The organism is Bacillus sp. RC251 (assembly GCF_044908765.1).
Taxonomy (GTDB): domain Bacteria; phylum Bacillota; class Bacilli; order Bacillales; family Bacillaceae_G; genus Bacillus_A; species Bacillus_A wiedmannii.
In genome coordinates this window covers 1830328-1845855 of record NZ_JBIYDP010000001.1, presented here as the reverse complement: position 1 = coordinate 1845855, position 15528 = coordinate 1830328, and the positions used below count along the sequence as shown (strand labels likewise).

The 15528-nt window shown below is 33.0% G+C and carries 16 protein-coding genes and 3 pseudogenes; 15 read left to right on the top strand and 4 right to left on the bottom strand.

The features are described 5' to 3' along the window. Window positions 1-167: 167 nt before the first annotated feature. The 3 genes from ABH961_RS09355 to ABH961_RS09345 all read left to right on the top strand — a co-directional run bounded on the left by ABH961_RS09355 (window position 168) and on the right by ABH961_RS09345 (window position 2004). Window positions 168-932, top strand: a complete 765-nt coding sequence (locus tag ABH961_RS09355; RefSeq protein WP_048547454.1) for a class I SAM-dependent methyltransferase — start codon at window positions 168-170, stop codon at window positions 930-932. Window positions 933-1136: 204 nt separating this feature from the next. Then, on the top strand, window positions 1137-1400 hold the full coding sequence (locus ABH961_RS09350; RefSeq protein WP_000432423.1) for a hypothetical protein: 264 nt from the start codon (window positions 1137-1139) through the stop codon (window positions 1398-1400). A 373-nt stretch (window positions 1401-1773) separates the two neighbouring features. Next, window positions 1774-2004 carry a hypothetical protein gene (locus ABH961_RS09345; RefSeq protein ID WP_000789031.1) on the top strand — a complete coding sequence of 77 codons (231 nt, stop codon included), beginning with the start codon at window positions 1774-1776 and terminating at the stop codon, window positions 2002-2004. A 260-nt stretch (window positions 2005-2264) separates the two neighbouring features. Here ABH961_RS09345 and ABH961_RS09340 read toward each other — a convergent pair. Beyond that, a pseudogene (locus ABH961_RS09340) lies at window positions 2265-2697 on the bottom strand (cytidine deaminase). 173 nt (window positions 2698-2870) lie between these two features. Between ABH961_RS09340 and ABH961_RS09335 the strand changes: the two are divergent. Beyond that, a pseudogene (locus tag ABH961_RS09335) lies at window positions 2871-2954 on the top strand (ankyrin repeat domain-containing protein); the annotation flags it as partial. Next, entirely contained in the window at window positions 2951-3547 is a 597-nt protein-coding gene (locus ABH961_RS09330) for a DJ-1/PfpI family protein (protein ID WP_048547453.1), read from the top strand. The pseudogene ABH961_RS09335 and the gene ABH961_RS09330, both read left to right, overlap by 4 nt. Before the next feature lie 20 nt (window positions 3548-3567). Here ABH961_RS09330 and ABH961_RS09325 read toward each other — a convergent pair whose 3' ends face one another. Continuing rightward, window positions 3568-4494, bottom strand: a complete 927-nt coding sequence (locus tag ABH961_RS09325) for an aldo/keto reductase (protein ID WP_048547451.1) — start codon at window positions 4492-4494, stop codon at window positions 3568-3570. A gap of 287 nt (window positions 4495-4781) precedes the next feature. Between ABH961_RS09325 and ABH961_RS09320 the strand changes: the two genes are divergently transcribed. The 6 genes from ABH961_RS09320 (at window position 4782) to dltD (ending at window position 11138) form a co-directional block, all read left to right on the top strand. Beyond that, on the top strand, window positions 4782-5138 hold the full coding sequence (locus tag ABH961_RS09320) for an FtsB family cell division protein (protein ID WP_098132614.1): 357 nt from the start codon (window positions 4782-4784) through the stop codon (window positions 5136-5138). A gap of 259 nt (window positions 5139-5397) precedes the next feature. Beyond that, on the top strand, window positions 5398-5724 hold the full coding sequence (locus tag ABH961_RS09315) for a DUF3870 domain-containing protein (RefSeq protein WP_048547447.1): 327 nt from the start codon (window positions 5398-5400) through the stop codon (window positions 5722-5724). Between the two features lie 153 nt (window positions 5725-5877). After that, window positions 5878-6939 (top strand): dipeptide epimerase, encoded by a 1062-nt coding sequence (locus ABH961_RS09310; protein ID WP_404519328.1) that lies wholly within the window; start codon window positions 5878-5880, stop codon window positions 6937-6939. A 39-nt stretch (window positions 6940-6978) separates the two neighbouring features. Then, window positions 6979-7980 (top strand): C40 family peptidase, encoded by a 1002-nt coding sequence (locus tag ABH961_RS09305; RefSeq protein ID WP_048547444.1) that lies wholly within the window; start codon window positions 6979-6981, stop codon window positions 7978-7980. Window positions 7981-8000: 20 nt separating this feature from the next. Beyond that, a complete protein-coding gene (locus tag ABH961_RS09300) occupies window positions 8001-9623 on the top strand; it encodes a peptide ABC transporter substrate-binding protein (RefSeq protein WP_048547442.1) in 1623 nt (540 codons plus the stop codon). 333 nt (window positions 9624-9956) lie between these two features. After that, on the top strand, window positions 9957-11138 hold the full coding sequence (gene dltD, locus ABH961_RS09295) for a D-alanyl-lipoteichoic acid biosynthesis protein DltD (protein WP_098076171.1): 1182 nt from the start codon (window positions 9957-9959) through the stop codon (window positions 11136-11138). Window positions 11139-11176: 38 nt separating this feature from the next. On the opposite strand, the gene ABH961_RS09290 is transcribed toward dltD, so the two are convergent. After that, the gene (locus tag ABH961_RS09290) at window positions 11177-11401 is read right to left on the bottom strand and encodes a hypothetical protein (RefSeq protein WP_000558708.1); all 225 of its coding nucleotides are present in this window, start codon (window positions 11399-11401) and stop codon (window positions 11177-11179) included. 140 nt (window positions 11402-11541) lie between these two features. Between ABH961_RS09290 and ABH961_RS09285 the strand changes: the two are divergent. After that, window positions 11542-12002: pseudogene (locus tag ABH961_RS09285) on the top strand (DinB family protein). 38 nt (window positions 12003-12040) lie between these two features. On the opposite strand, the gene uptA reads toward ABH961_RS09285, so the two are convergent. Next, entirely contained in the window at window positions 12041-12646 is a 606-nt protein-coding gene (gene uptA, locus ABH961_RS09280) for an undecaprenyl phosphate transporter UptA (RefSeq protein ID WP_000254824.1), read from the bottom strand. 285 nt (window positions 12647-12931) lie between these two features. Between uptA and ABH961_RS09275 the strand changes: the two genes are divergently transcribed. From ABH961_RS09275 to ABH961_RS09265, 3 genes are all read left to right on the top strand, one after another. After that, a complete protein-coding gene (locus ABH961_RS09275) occupies window positions 12932-14047 on the top strand; it encodes an HD domain-containing protein (RefSeq protein ID WP_098076169.1) in 1116 nt (371 codons plus the stop codon). Window positions 14048-14082: 35 nt separating this feature from the next. Beyond that, window positions 14083-14580 (top strand): GNAT family N-acetyltransferase, encoded by a 498-nt coding sequence (locus tag ABH961_RS09270; RefSeq protein WP_000383821.1) that lies wholly within the window; start codon window positions 14083-14085, stop codon window positions 14578-14580. Between the two features lie 64 nt (window positions 14581-14644). Next, entirely contained in the window at window positions 14645-15481 is an 837-nt protein-coding gene (locus ABH961_RS09265) for a metallophosphoesterase family protein (RefSeq protein ID WP_098076167.1), read from the top strand. Window positions 15482-15528 lie beyond the last annotated feature (47 nt).

The following is a 15528-nucleotide window of genomic DNA, read 5'->3' as shown; positions in this document are numbered from 1 at the left end:
TTCATATGTTCATTTTAAATGGAATATTATACAATATAATTATATTGTATGGAAAGCGAGTGATATATTATGACAGTCAGCTCTTTCGAATTTTTATTAAAAATAAAGGTACAGGAAGATTAATTGAGTTAAAATCTTCCGTACGTATAAAACGGAGGAGAAAATAAATGTTTAGTTTTTATAGTACACTTTGCACGGAACTTTATGATTACACTAAGCCTGTCGGGTATTCTTTAAATGGTGATATTGAGTATTACCAAGAACGTTTAAAAAATGGTAGAGGAAGAATTCTCGAAGCGGCAGTAGGATCAGGGCGTGTTATCATCCCACTTCTTGAAGCTGGTTTTAAAGTGGATGGGATTGACTATTCACCTGAAATGCTAGAATCGTGCCGTATACGATGTAATGAGAGAGGCTTACATCCTCATTTGTATGAAGGAAGTTTACAACAATTTTCACTGCCGCATAAATATGAGGCAATTATCATTCCTACTGGATCCTTTTGTTTAATTGAAAATCGTGCGGATTCTATAAACGCATTGAAATGTTTTTATGAACATCTTAATCCAGGCGGGCGATTAATCGTAGATATTATGCTTCCGCATGACTGGAAAACAGGAGAGATTCATACATCGACTTTTTCTTTGCCGAGCGGAGACGGAATTACATTAGAAAATAAATCAATTGAAATAGATTGGCTGAACCAAGTTACTCTATCATATTTAAAATATGAAAAATGGAGTAAAGGGCAGTTAGTACAAACGGAATTGCAACGCTTTGCGGTGCGCTGGTATGGAATAGAAGAGTTTAAACTTCTGTTAGAAAGTATAGGTTTCTCTAACATTACGTGCTCCGCTGATTATGTTTATGAAAAAGAACCGTCAAATGCAAACCAAATGTTTACTTTTGAAGCTGTGCGAAACGAAAAATAAAGAACTATGTATGAAAATAAGGCAATCGATATAATATCGTCTGCCTTATTTCAATTGTATATTACTTACATGGTATTACGTTCCGGTGGTTGTCCAAGCATTCTTCTACTAACTACATATACTACTTATATTAAAGGCAGTTACTATTTCAAATAGAACTGTTATTTTTCTATAAATGATATTTTAGAGAAGTAGGGGATAAATTTGGAAAACGTAGAACAAGACAGAATTGAAAATCAAGTGTATTCCAATCGTGTAGTAAGATCAGAATTTGATGCGAATTGGGAAACATGTATATCAAAAAGTGGCTATGTAATTTATGTAGCAACAAGTAATAATGCTGAAGTAATAGTACTACTTGCAGATGGTTCAAGTAAATTATTAATTTTTGAAAAAGGAGGTAAAGTAGTAGTAGGCGGCGGTGGTACAAGTCATTACAGTAAGCCGCATATTGCAAGAAATATTTAAGGTAGAACATGATAATTGAGAAGAAGCTGGAAAACGGTTATTCATTCATGTTTAGAGTATGATAGAATAACCGTTTTTATTTCTTTAAATCAATTCGGAATAGGTTAATTTAATACAAATACATCGTTATGACCAGCAAAAATTAGGAGGAAATTGTACGGATAAGAATTCGAAATATAATGTAAGTTTGGAAGAAACATATAAGCAATTTTAAAAAGCATTTCCTATTTCGGGAAATGCTTTTTCTATGTTATAGTATAATAGTGTTTCGGAATGATGTTATTTTAATATACTTCAAATTTTGTTGTGTATTATTTTTATATTAAATTAGTTGTGCAAGTATTTTTTTATATAAGGAGTAACAATTAGAGAAATGAAAAATATAGACTTTATACTAGAAAGTGATGAGGCATTAAAACCGTCGGAACGATTAGTACTATTATTATTAGAGAAGCATAGAATGTTATATACGAACGATCTATTAGCGTTATCTAATTTATCATATAAAACATTAACAGATTCATTAACAGCGCTTGTTTTAAAATCATATGTGTTAAAGGAAACAGGTAAGGGAAGAAGACAGAATTGTTATAGATTAGTATGATAAGACTGCTTATTTTAGAGAATTTATATTGATATTTTTCGAATGTAAGGAGAAATAGAATTTTAATTTTCAAATGAAAAACGAACCGCAATACGTACTTGAATATTTGAATTTCATTTTTGTTAATGATAATTTTATAATTATCGAAAATAGAAAAATAAAATAAACTGCATAAAAAAGAAATAAAAAAACAATCCGTTTTTAAAATGGATTGTTTTTTATTGGAATAATATTATTTGATGAATGGAAAACAGGAATGATTATTCTACTTCACTTGTGTACTTTTCAGGTAATAATTCCATTACGTTACATTTTACAAGTTCACCATTATAAGAAAGTATAACGTTCGTATTTTTTCCGTAATCACTTATTAATTCTCGACACATACCACATGGAGCAACAACCCAACATTTTTCTATATCTTCATGAGGGTGTGGGTGAGCAACTGCGACAATGGTATCAAATTCATGATCATCTTCTGAAGTAGATTTTCCGATCGCCATAGCTTCACCGCATACTGTTATTCTTCCAACATTCGCTTCAACATGCACTGCTGCATAAATATTACCTGCTTTAGTTCTTACAGCTGAACCGATATGATGACGACCATATTTATAGTTTTTTTTTGATTACTTTTTCAGCAGCTGTAATTAAATCATAGTCTTCATTATTTAAAGGCATTACTTGTAACATAATCTCTCCTCCATATTAAACATGATTAGTGTTATTTTAACGGAAAAATTTGATATTTAAAATAACAGATAATTATCGGAGAGATAATATTATTATGTAAACTGTAGTTTTAACAGGAAAATATCATAATCAATAGAACATATAGAAGAAGGGGAAACTTAAATATTTTGAAAGATGGGAGAACAGCATATTATATTGCATTAGAAAAAGGACATGATCACCTTTTACATCATTTAAAACAGGAAGTGAACGTATGATAAATAAATGGAGTGTGGGCATATTTTTATTTAACGAGGTAGAAGTGTTAGACTTTGCTGGGCCATTTGAAGTTTTTTCTGTAACCGAAGCGGATGAAGAAAAACCATTTACTGTGTATACAGTTAGCCAAAATGGAGAAATGATTACAGCAAGAAACGGATTAAAGGTAAAACCGGATTATAGTATTGAAGATTTCCCACCAGTTGATATTTTAATCATTCCCGGTGGTAAAGGCGTTCGGGAAAATGAAGTGCAAAATGATATTATAATAAATTGGGTTCGTCAGCAAATGAAAGAAGTAAAGCTAATGACTTCAGTTTGTACGGGTGCACTATTACTTGCGAAAGCCGGTTTACTGGAAGGCTTAAAAGCAACAACGCATTGGGCTAGTATTCAAACCTTCAAAAAAGATTTTCCGAATGTAGAAGTAATGGAGAATGTGAAATTTGTAGATGAAGGACACATTATTACATCTGCAGGTATTTCAGCTGGTATTAACATGTCATTTCATATTGTAAAAAATTTGTTAGGTGTGGAGATTGCTGAGGAAACAGCAAGAAGCATGGAATATGATATTGACTTACAAAATTAAAAAGCCCAGGCCGGGCTTTTTTATATTGATTGAATATAGCTAATCTCCTCATCACTCAAAATAGGGCGAACAGACGCATTTGCATTTTCTTGTGCTTGTTTTTCTGTTTTTGCACCTGGGATTACAACACTCACTGCTGGATGAGTGAGTATATAGCGAAGTGCAAGTTGCCCTAAGGTCTGATTTTTATTTGAGAGCAACCGAAGTTTCTCTACCTTTTGTAAGTCTTCTTGAAACCAATTTTCATTTGGCCAATCTTTGCGTAAATCTCCATTTGGAAAAGTTGTTTTATTTGTGAATTTTCCAGTTAAAATACCCATTTTTAACGGCCCACGAATAACAGCACCTAGATTTTTTTCTTGTAAGAATGGCAAAATATCATTTTCTGGTTTTCGATTCAATATATTGTAATCAAGTTGTACGATGTCAATTTCATTGTTTTTATTGAAATGACGAATGTATTGTAAATCATGTGTCGAAACACCGACTGCTCTTACTTTTCCATCACGTTTTAATACTTCAAATGCACGTAAAAATGCTTCTGTTTCTCTACGGTTATGCCACCAAATATGACAAAAATAAAGATCAATGTAATCTGTTTGAAGACGTTGTAAACTTGTTTCAAATACGGCGATGATTTTTTCGGGAGTATCATATACAGGTTCTCCATTCGGATCGTAGTGATGTCCGATTAAACCGCCTTTCGTTGATAGGATAATATCATTACGATATCCTTTAATTGCGGTAGACACTAACTTTTCACTATGTCCTAAACCATACACATCTGCAGTATCAATAAAATTCACACCACACTCAATTGCTTTTTTTATAGCGGTTATAGATTGTTTATCGTTAACAGGTCCCCATTCATCACCACCGATTGCCCATGCCCCAAAACCTATTTCAGAGACAGTTATTCCAGTTTTACCTAATGTACGGTAATGCATATTTTTCCTCCTTGTAAGCATGTTATAACATCGATATGTAGGGAAGGTATTTTGTGTGTAAAAAAACTCTTCTACAATAGTAGAAAAAGAATAACAGAAACTACTATTTTATGGCAGCATACATAAAAAAATGCAATGTAAATATGGAAATGTCGTCGAATGCTATCTTTAATTGGTTGATTTGTAAGATATTTTTGTGAAGGAGCTTATTTTATAAGAATAGAATTATAGTTAGTAAGGGATTATGCCGAGGGTAGTGAAAATATATGTGTTAGGGGGATTTCATAATGAGGAAACTCAAGCGAATAAATGTTCCTAATATAGAAGAGCAACTATCACAGCCTAATGAGAAGCGAGCAATTAATAAGAAAAAACTAAGACGATTTATATTCATGTTTATATTTATTGCGGCGGCTACTTTGTACCTTCAATTTATTTTAACGAAACAACAAGAAATAATCGTAGAAAAAAAAGATATAATAACGAATCAAAAAAAACAATTGGTCTCTTTAAAGAAAGACCAGAATTCTTTAAAGACTAACATAGAAAATTTAACAGACGATGAGGAAGAAATTTTGAAGTTTGCGAGAAAAGAATATCAATTTTCTAAGTCAAATGAAACTATATTTGTGTTGCCGAAGTAGTGTAATAGAACAGTTAGCGATTGCTAGCTGTTTTTTTATGTATGAATGGCATGGTACAAGTAACAATCACATATTGTAAAAATGAAGAGTTTGAGCTGTTTTTATACTTATGGAATATACACTGAAATAAATGTTGTTAAAATTCTGTCAATTGTATTATAATACAAGGTAAGCGGATACATTTCTTAATCAACGTTGAGTTTATCACTCATACGACTATTAAGAAAACCGTTATCCCGTATTAGAAAGGAAGATAGCTGTGTACGCTTCAAATACAATTTATATCGTAGGGGATGCGAAAGCACCTCAAAATAATCCTATTACCGAAAAGTTCAAAAGTTATTTTGTAGCGTTTGTACTTGTTAAGGAGACAGGGGAAATTGTAGATGCAGATTGCTCAGCGACAATTGCATTAACATCACAATTCGTTAAATATTTGTTTCTACATAAAAATATTAATGATCCACTATTGGTAACAGAAATAAAAAATAGATACTTTGGTTCGTCTCAAAAAGCACTACTTGTAGCATTAAAAGATGCACAGAAAAAATATAATCAAATCGCTGCTTTGTCTACCTATTCCTAGACAAAATCCAGCCATAAGAATCTTCTTATGGCTGGATTTTTTTATTTTACATTAACCTCCTATATGAAAAGCAAGCGAAAGAGGAGATTAATTGTCCGTAAAAAACTAATCTATTTTGTGGATTAAGGTTCCACTTTGTCAGACAACGAAAGGATGAACAATATGAAAATTACCGATGTAAAAGTAAATCGTAGACGTGTAAATCTTCATACACCGTTTAAAACGGCGCTTCGTACCGTAACTGAAATAGAAAGTATAGATGTATATATTTATACAGATGCAGGAATTGTTGGGAAGGGTGCTGCAACCGCAACACCAGTTATTACGGGGGATTTCGCTAACGGAATTGAAGAAGCAATTTTAGGACCGATGCGTTCCTGTTTAATTGGTCAAGATATTATTCAATTTCAGCAGTTACTGCAGCACATTCAAATGAGTTGTATTGGAAATTCAAGTGCGAAGGCGGCGGTAGATATCGCTTTATATGATGTGTATTGTCAACATCAAAACGTTCCACTTTACGCATTATTAGGCGGGAAGAAAGACATTCATACAGATATTACGGTGAGTGTAGATGAGCCTTTTATTATGGCGAAAGAGGCAAAGCAACATGTAGAAAAAGGATTTCAAACTTTAAAAATTAAAGTGGGGAAATCTGCTCCTTTAGATTTAGAACGTATTGAAGCGATTCGAAATAGCGTACCCAAAAATACGACGTTACGATTAGATGCAAATCAAGGGTGGGATCCAAAAGAAGCGGTTACGATCATTAAAGAGATGGAAAATCGCAATTTAAATATTGAATTTATTGAACAACCTGTTTATGCGAAAGACTGGGATGGATTAAAGTACGTCAAAGATCATGTGCAAACGCCTATTATGGCTGATGAAAGCATATTTTCAGCGAGTGATGCATTGAAAATCGTTCAAGGAGGATATGCAGACTTAATTAATATTAAATTAATGAAATGTGGTGGTATACGTGAAGCGTGGCGTATTGCCGATATTGCTGAAACAGCTGGTGTAAAATGCATGGTCGGAAGTATGATGGAATCCTCACTTTCTGTTAGCGCTGTAGCCCATTTAGCTGCTGCACATCCTAATATTCATTACTTCGATTTGGATGCACCGCTTTGGTTAATGGAAGAACCGGAAGGAATGACTTATTCTGGATCAAAGGTAAACCTTCAAACGACAGTGAATAGTAAATCTTAGGAAAAGAGACTAGTAAACTATCTTTTAAGGGGGATATTTATGAAAAAAGTAGGAACTGCATTTTTAACAACTTTATTTATATTTTCATCGTTTACATCAGCAAATGCTGAAGAGAAGAAAGATAGTAAAGTGTTTATCGATGTATCTGCCGCAACACTTTGGACTGCGCCTGATTCATTACGGCCAATTGATGCACCGAGCGCTACAAACCCAGTTGATTTGTGGAAGTGGACGAAATCAATGACGCTTGATGAGAAACTTTGGTTAACAAATGCAAATAAATTAGAAACGCAAGCGTTATTAGGTCAAGAAGTAACGGTTGTTGATAAAAAAGGGGACTGGGTTAAAGTGTTAGTCCATGGTCAGCCAACACCTCGAAATGAAGAGGGCTATCCAGGGTGGATGCCCGAAAAACAGTTAACATATAATCAAGAATTTGCTGATAAAACAAATGAACCTTTCGTATTAGTAACAAAACCGACAGCCATTTTATATATAAATCCTTCTGAACAACATAAATCACTTGAAGTGAGCTATAATACGCGACTGCCACTACTTAGTGAAGATACGATTTCGTACCGCGTGTTGTTACCAAACGGACAGAAAGCTTGGCTACGAAAAAATGATGGGACAGTTTACCGTTCGCAAAATGATATTCCAACTCCGACAGCTGATGATTTAATAAACACTGGAAAAATGTTTTTAGGATTACCGTATATATGGGCAGGTACAAGTGGCTTTGGATTTGATTGCTCTGGATTTACACATACGATTTATAAATCACACGGTATTACAATTCCGCGGGATTCAGGTCCGCAATCGAGAAATGGAGTTGCAGTTGATAAAGAAAATTTACAAAAAGGAGATTTAATCTTCTTTGCACATGATCAAGGAAAAGGTAGTGTTCACCATGTTGCTATGTATATTGGTGACGGAAATATGATTCACTCACCAAGAGCTGAAAGATCAGTAGAGATTATACCGCTAAATACACCAGGATATATAGAAGAATACGCTGGTGCTCGTCGTTACTTACCTTAAAAAATAGAGGGGGTTTTCAAATGAAAAAAGTTGTTCGTTACTCATTAGTTAGTACTCTATTAGTTTCTTCATTTTTAGTAGGATGCGCAAAAGAAAAAACAACGACAAAGCCGAAAGATGAGAAGAAAGTATTGCAGTTACTAGAAACGGGTGAAATTCCGTCATTAAATTCAGGGAAAGTAACAGATGCAGTATCGTTTAACGTTTTAAATAACGTAATGGAAGGATTATTCCGTTTATCGAAAAATGATGAAGTGATTGAGGCTGGAGCACAAAAATATGAAGTAAGTAAAGATGGAAAAACATATACATTCCACTTGCGTGAAGCGAAATGGTCTAACGGAGATCCAGTAACAGCACAAGATTACGTATACGCTTGGAAGCAGCTGATTAATCCGGATACTGCTTCTCAATATGCATACATTGCTTACGATGTGAAAAATGCGGAGAAAATAAATAAGAAACAATTAGGTTTAGATGAATTAGGAGTAAAAGCGACGGATGATAAAACATTCGTTGTAGAGCTAGAACATCCAGTGCCGTATTTTACGAAATTACTTATTTTACCGTCCTTCTATCCAATTAACGAAAAATATGCGAAAGAGCAGGGCGATAAGTACGGATTAGAAGCAAATAAAGCGGTGTATAACGGGCCATTTACATTATCAGAGTGGAAGCATGAAGCGAGTTTTACACTGAAAAAAAACGATAAGTATTGGGATAAGAAAGAAGTGAAGCTAGATGAAGTAAACTATCAAATTGTTAAAGAAATTTCAACTGCGGTAAATTTATATGAAACAGATAAAGTTGATAGAGCTGTCATTTCTACAGAATTCGTCGATAAATATAAAAGTAATAAAGAGCTAAAACAATATACAGATCCGGTTATGTACTTCTTCCGATTCAATGAAAATGTACCGATTCTTAAAAATAAAAACGCAAGGCTTGCGCTAAGTACAGTGTTTGATAAGAAAGGACTTGCGACTTCATTTTTAAATGATGGTTCGGTTGCTGCTAACTATTACGTACCAAAAGGATTTTTAAAAGGTCCAGATAAAAAAGATTTTAGAAGTACAGCAGGTGAGTTTAATAAAACTGATGTAAAACAGGCGAAAGAATATTGGGAAAAGGCGAAGCAAGAGACCGGTACAAATGAAGTGACGCTTGAATTATTAAACTATGACTTAGAAAACTTCAAAAAAGTAGGAGAATACATTAAAGAAGAGCTAGAGAAAAACTTACCAGGCTTAAAGGTAAATGTAAAATTACAACCACACACGCAAAAACTAGCGTTAGAGAAGAAGAAAGAATATGAAATGTCATTATCACGCTGGTTACCGGATTATCCAGATCCAATGACTTATTTAGAAGTATTCCTTTCTGGAAGCAGTGTGAACAATACAGAATATGCAAATCCGGAATATGACGCGTTAATTAAGAAGATTAAAACAGAATTAGGTAATGATGAAAAAGCTCGTTGGAAAGCAATGCAAGATGCTGAGAAAATGTTACTGGATGATGCAGTAATTGCACCGGTATTCCAGCGCGGATTATCATACTTACAAAAGCCGCATGTGAAAGATTTATATGTACATCAATTCGGTCCAGCTACAAGTTTAAAATGGGCAGATGTGCAGAAATAAAATTATGAAGAAACAGACTTCACGTATGTGATAGTCTGTTTTTTTGTACAGTTTCAAATGTATAGACATTTTATATATTTTTTCATGTCTTAAAAATAAAATTATTAGTAAAATTCCAGTGTGAAATTTATGTAGAATCTTGTATAATTAACGTGTTTCTATGGAAACATTTTCTTGCGCTATTTGTATAGAACTTAATAGAACAAGGAAAGAAATACATACATGTATATAATAGATAAATAGAATGGAACATGTATAGAGAAAAAGGAGAGAAATGATGGCGTGTCAAAAACAAGGGTTACAATTTAATAGTGATAGAAAGAGGAAGAGACGATGAAAATGAAGCATGCTTTTGGTCCCATAATTTTAGCGTGTGTGCTTTTTTTCATTATCATATTAATCCCATCGAAAAGTTTAGTATCACTTATTAGTGATAAGAAGGTAGAAGATGCGGCAACTTCCTTACAAAAAGAAAAACTACAAAGTGTTTTCTTACAGCAAAAAATGCTAGATAATTCACATTATTTACCGATGTATGGTTCATCTGAATTTTTACGAATGGATGCATATCACCCGTCTAATTACTTTAAAGTAAATCCGGCTGGTTTTATGCCATATTTAATGGGGATTGGCGGTACGCAAAGTTTAGCTCATATATTAAATATGACGTCTACAATGGATGAACTAGAAGGTAAAAAGGTGGTCTTTGTTTTATCACCACAATGGTTTACAAAGACTGGGGTATCACAAGGGGATTTCACTAACAATTTCTCTAAGCAACAAGCATATTATTTTATTTTTAATGATAAAATAAATGTTGAAATGAAGAAGCAAATTGCGAAACGACTATTAGATTATAAAGTTGTTCAAGAAGATGATATATTAAAAAATTCATTAGAAGGTATTGTGTATAATGATACGAAACATAACATAAAAGCAGGTTTAGTTAAACCACTTGCTTATATGCATCGAAATATTTTAGATCATAGAGATTTATTTAACTCTTTATTTAAAATCGAACCGATGAAAGAGAAAACAAATATCGGACTTCGTTCAATTTCTTGGGTAGATGCACGTAAACATGCGGAGGAAGAAGGAAAAGCGGAATCTACTACAAACACATTCGGAATTGAAAATCCGTATTACTATAAACATAATTTAAAGAAAAAATTAAAAGGATTAAAAAACTTTAGAGCAAATGAATCGTATGAAGAATCACCAGAATATGATGACTTACAAATTGTTTTAAATATTTTTAAAGAGAAAAATGTCAAACCACTCTTTATTTCTGTACCTGTAAACGGACCGTGGTATGATTACGCTGGTTTCCCTAAAGAACGCCGTGAAGTGTATTATAAAAAAGTTCGGGAACAAGTTGAAAAAGCAGGATACCCAGTAGTTGATTTCTCTGGCCATGAATATGATAAGTATTTCTTAAAGGATACTATTCATTTAGGTTGGAAAGGCTGGATTTACTTTGATGAAGCAGTGCAAAACTTTTATACTGAGAAATAAGTCTGGAGAAAAAGGAACGGCTATAAGCTGTTCCTTTTTTAGTATAAAGGATTTTGATATGGGCAATTCGGAAAGGCATGTATATCTTGAATTTGTCTATAATCATAATGTTTCATTGCGAACTGCGCTTGATAAAGGTATTCATATACATATAATTGGCCATCATGTGCTGAACATAATACACCAGAAGTTCCTTGCCCATTAATGAAGGAAATGCCGATAGGGCGTCCGATTAAGTATTGTATTTTTTGTTGCCAATGCATAGGGGAATCACTCCTTTTTGAGATAATATACGAAATGAATGAGGGAAAGGTTGCTTATCCCCATAATCATGGAGGCTTTTTATACAATTTCTAGAAGATATTAATAAGAATGAATTACAAGTGCGAGGAAGGAATGAATAATGAAGAAAGAGAATGTTTTGGAAGAAAAGTTAAATTGTATAGAATGGTGTCAAACATTGAAGCGAGTACCTGGTGATATATGGTTTCAGGCATTAAAAAAGGTTCATGGGCAATTGCGGATGTGTTTTTAATAAAGGATAGAATTCCATACTTTATAAGTGGACAATCTGTACCAAATGTTCCAATAGATGTTGAGGAAATGAATAAGGGAGCAATTAAATATGCGAGATCTGGTATTTCAAAAGAAGAACTATTAAATCAATTTAGTGTTACTCGTAAACAGTTAGTGGATGAAATTGAGCGAATTCCCACCAAATATTTTTATAATGTCTACCAATTTGGTACTAAAAAAGTGAAATTAAATCATTACTTTTCATCACTAATTCAACATGACTTAAAGCACAAAGAAGAAATAATGCAATTTCTAATATATAATCAAGCCTATAATAAAAACCGCTAACATTCGTAATGAATGTATAGCGGTTTTTTTTTATATTTTTACGCAAGATTTTTACGCTTTTTTGTCCATTTTTTAATGATGAAGTATAAAAGAATAAGAATGACGCCGCCAATTGCGAATGATTTCACATATGGTCCAGCAACTTCGTTAATATTCTCCCAATTCTCACCTAGTTTTTCACCTAAATAAATGAAAATAATAGACCAAGGGATGATTGCAAGTGCTGTTAATGTAGTGAAACGTAGGAAAGGCATTTTCGTAATCCCGGCAGGAATTGAAATTGCATGGCGTACTACTGGAATAAAGCGCGCTGTGAAAATGACGCCAGTCCCGTAACGGTTAAACCAATCTTCAGCTGCATCTATATGTTTTTTATGAATGAAAATATATTTTCCGTATCGTTCTAATATAGGTCGTCCACCGTATCGTCCAAGCCAATAAATAAAGATTTGAGCAATAACGCCGCCAATTGTACCGAATATAACTGCACCTACAAATGAGATACTACCATTGAATACTAAGTACCCCGCATAAGCAAGGACGATTTCACTTGGGATAATTTCAATCATAAGTCCAAGCATAATTCCCCAATAACCTAGCCCTTCAAAAAATGTTAATACTGAGTGAATAAAACTACTTACCATTGTTGCACCTTCTAATTTATGAATTTTTGAATTTTTGAATAGGTGAACCTTATACTTAATAATATAAAAGATTCACTATGTGTAGATTATACCTTATTTTTATAGAGGATTGCTATTTCAATTCTTTTATGTCTCTCATAAGTAGTATAGTACAGGATATGAGCTTAGTTTTCATGAAGAGAAAATGAAAAGATTATTAAAAATTTCTCATATATTAATGAAAATAAACTGAAAATTAAGTATAATTATATAGGTTTTTAATTTATAAAAACAGGAGGAAAATACATGCAATTTAATGATCCAATTTATGGAACAATTACTATTTGTGATAGACATATCCTTCGATTGATAGATACAAAAGCATTTCAAAGGTTGGCTTATATTAAACAGCAGGGACATACATATTTTTTACACGAAAACGCAATACATACGAGGAAAGAACATTCAATAGGTGTATATGTACTTGTAAATAAAGTGATAGAACATCTTACGAATATTGGTGATATTCATTTATCAGAATATGAGAGGGAATTATTTTCTGTTGTAGCACTCCTACACGATGTCGGCCATGGCCCATATTCGCATTGTTTTCAACAAATATCAGGTGAAGATCATGGTGAGTGGACTATACGAATCATTCAAGAGGATGAAGAAATACGAACGATTTTAAATCAGACCGCCGGATTATTAGTTGATGTAACGAAAGCTTTAACAGAAGATGGTGTTTTTCCAATTATAGATGAGCTCTTGTTTAATTCATTAGGAATGGATCAATTAGATTTTTGGAATAGGGATTTATATTATTCATCGCTTGAGATAGGTGGATTACAGATAGAAGAACTGATAGCTAGTATGCGTTTTATAAACGGTAAACTTGTCATTGAAGAATCGGGAATCCCTTTGATCGAACAACTAATGAAAATGAAAGAAGGACTTTATAATAATGGCTTTGGTCATCCGTTTGTAATAGGAAAAGATTTATTGTTGCAATCCATTTTTCAAAAGATAACTGAGAAAAACCTTAAGTTCTATACTCCTGAATTACAAAATTTCTTTCATAAAGAAGAGGATTTATTAGTAGAGGACTTTCTTCCATTACAAGATGAAATGATTTCACATGAAATTCAGTGCTTTGCAAAATCAGAGGACAAACAATTAGTGGCGTTAATTCAGCTTTATTTTTCAGTTGCTAAAAGTTTATCATTTCAAAAAGGGCTGGAGGGTGATTTTAAGAGGGAGAATAATAATTTAGCAATAATAACTGAGAAAAAGGCGTACAGTTCATATGTAGGTGGTATTTACGTCTATAGTGAGGGGCAGCTAGAGGATATTGTAGAAAAATCCCCTTTTATTCGAGAGATAGTAAGGTTACCTAAAAAAGAATATGCATATTCAATTTAATTGGTTTGAAAACATAAAATGGACGAGGTGGAAATGTGGATTGGAAAGAACGCCTTTTAGAAATGGATGATTTACCAGTTATATTAGAATGGTATAACGATGAAGAATTACATAACATAGCGGATATAAAACCATTTAAGCGATATACAATCGAAGAGCTTCGTCAGTACTGGGCCGAAAAATTGTCGCGGTCTCATGCAAGTTATCATGTAATAGTAGTGAAGGATGAAGTAATAGGTAGAGTTGGATTAAAAAAGACGAAATATGATGATATATATGTGATGGAATACTCTATTCTCATTGGCGTTTCGAATTTATATTCAAAAGGGCTTGGAACGGAGATTACAAAGTATTTTATTAGTAAATCATTTTTAGACCCTGATATAGAAGCAGTTCTATTGCAAGTTAAGGAAGATAACAAGAGGGCGATTCGTTGTTATGAGAAAGCTGGATTTGAAAAAGTAAAATCGTATGTAGAGAATCAAGTGAAAGCGTACGAAATGCTTAGAGTTAAGAAAGAGGAAACAGTTTAGAAAGAAAAAAGCATGTGTATTTAATTCTGAATATAGCGTGAATTAGGGAGAGTGAATAAAATACATGAAACATAAAATTGCATTACTGGCAGATGTACATGGAAATGCAACTGCTTTAAAAGCAGTTATCGAAGATTCTATGAAAGAAGATGTGATTGATTATTGGTTTTTAGGAGATTTAATTATGCCTGGTCCTGGATCGAATGATTTATTTGAAATGTTAGAAAGTATTAACGTTGATACTTATGTACAAGGAAACTGGGAAGATAGCTTTCTTGACGTTCTTAATAAAAACATTGATATTGATAACGCAACTGATATTTATGTTTCTAGATTAGTTCAGTATCAATGTGAAAACTTGGATGAAAACTATATTAAGCATATTAAAAATTTACCATTACAGATAATAAAACAGGTTAATGATTTATCAATCAGTATTAGTCATAATCTACAAAATAAAAATTACGGAGGAGATTTGTGGCCCACTAATAATCAGAAACAGTTTGATCGGTTATTTGATGGTGAATATGATATTGCGATTTACGCTCATACCCACCATCAATTGTTGCGCTATAGTAGTAATGATCAATTAATTATTAACCCAGGAACAGTTGGACAACCTTTTTACAAGTGGAATAAACTAAACTCTGACTTACGTGCTCAGTATGCAATTCTTGAGATTGATGAGGCAGGGATTGCGGAGGTGAGATTTAAAAAAGTTTCTTATGATGTAGAAAAGGAATTAAAAAACGCTATTAGTAAAAATCTTCCTTATATTGATTTATATCGCGAATTGCTCGAGACGGGAAAAACTCATACTCACGATATTGAATTATTGCGAGAAATTAATGATAAATACAATTACAACGATGATGTAATTAAGTTTATCGAGAAAATCTAATAGGAATTTAATAGCACGAAATGAAAATTGTTGAATGAATTATAGAT

Bases quoted from the DNA above. Each gene is read 5' to 3' on its own strand.
- ABH961_RS09355 (WP_048547454.1), top strand. From the start codon at position 168: ATGTTTAGTTTTTATAGTACACTTTGCACGGAACTTTATGATTACACT.
- ABH961_RS09345 (WP_000789031.1), top strand. From the start codon at position 1,774: ATGAAAAATATAGACTTTATACTAGAAAGTGATGAGGCATTAAAACCG.
- ABH961_RS09330 (WP_048547453.1), top strand. From the start codon at position 2,951: ATGATAAATAAATGGAGTGTGGGCATATTTTTATTTAACGAGGTAGAA.
- ABH961_RS09325 (WP_048547451.1), bottom strand. From the start codon at position 4,494: ATGCATTACCGTACATTAGGTAAAACTGGAATAACTGTCTCTGAAATA.
- ABH961_RS09320 (WP_098132614.1), top strand. From the start codon at position 4,782: ATGAGGAAACTCAAGCGAATAAATGTTCCTAATATAGAAGAGCAACTA.
- ABH961_RS09310 (WP_404519328.1), top strand. From the start codon at position 5,878: ATGAACAATATGAAAATTACCGATGTAAAAGTAAATCGTAGACGTGTA.
- ABH961_RS09305 (WP_048547444.1), top strand. From the start codon at position 6,979: ATGAAAAAAGTAGGAACTGCATTTTTAACAACTTTATTTATATTTTCA.
- ABH961_RS09300 (WP_048547442.1), top strand. From the start codon at position 8,001: ATGAAAAAAGTTGTTCGTTACTCATTAGTTAGTACTCTATTAGTTTCT.
- dltD (WP_098076171.1), top strand. From the start codon at position 9,957: ATGAAAATGAAGCATGCTTTTGGTCCCATAATTTTAGCGTGTGTGCTT.
- ABH961_RS09290 (WP_000558708.1), bottom strand. From the start codon at position 11,401: ATGCATTGGCAACAAAAAATACAATACTTAATCGGACGCCCTATCGGC.
- uptA (WP_000254824.1), bottom strand. From the start codon at position 12,646: ATGGTAAGTAGTTTTATTCACTCAGTATTAACATTTTTTGAAGGGCTA.
- ABH961_RS09275 (WP_098076169.1), top strand. From the start codon at position 12,932: ATGCAATTTAATGATCCAATTTATGGAACAATTACTATTTGTGATAGA.
- ABH961_RS09265 (WP_098076167.1), top strand. From the start codon at position 14,645: ATGAAACATAAAATTGCATTACTGGCAGATGTACATGGAAATGCAACT.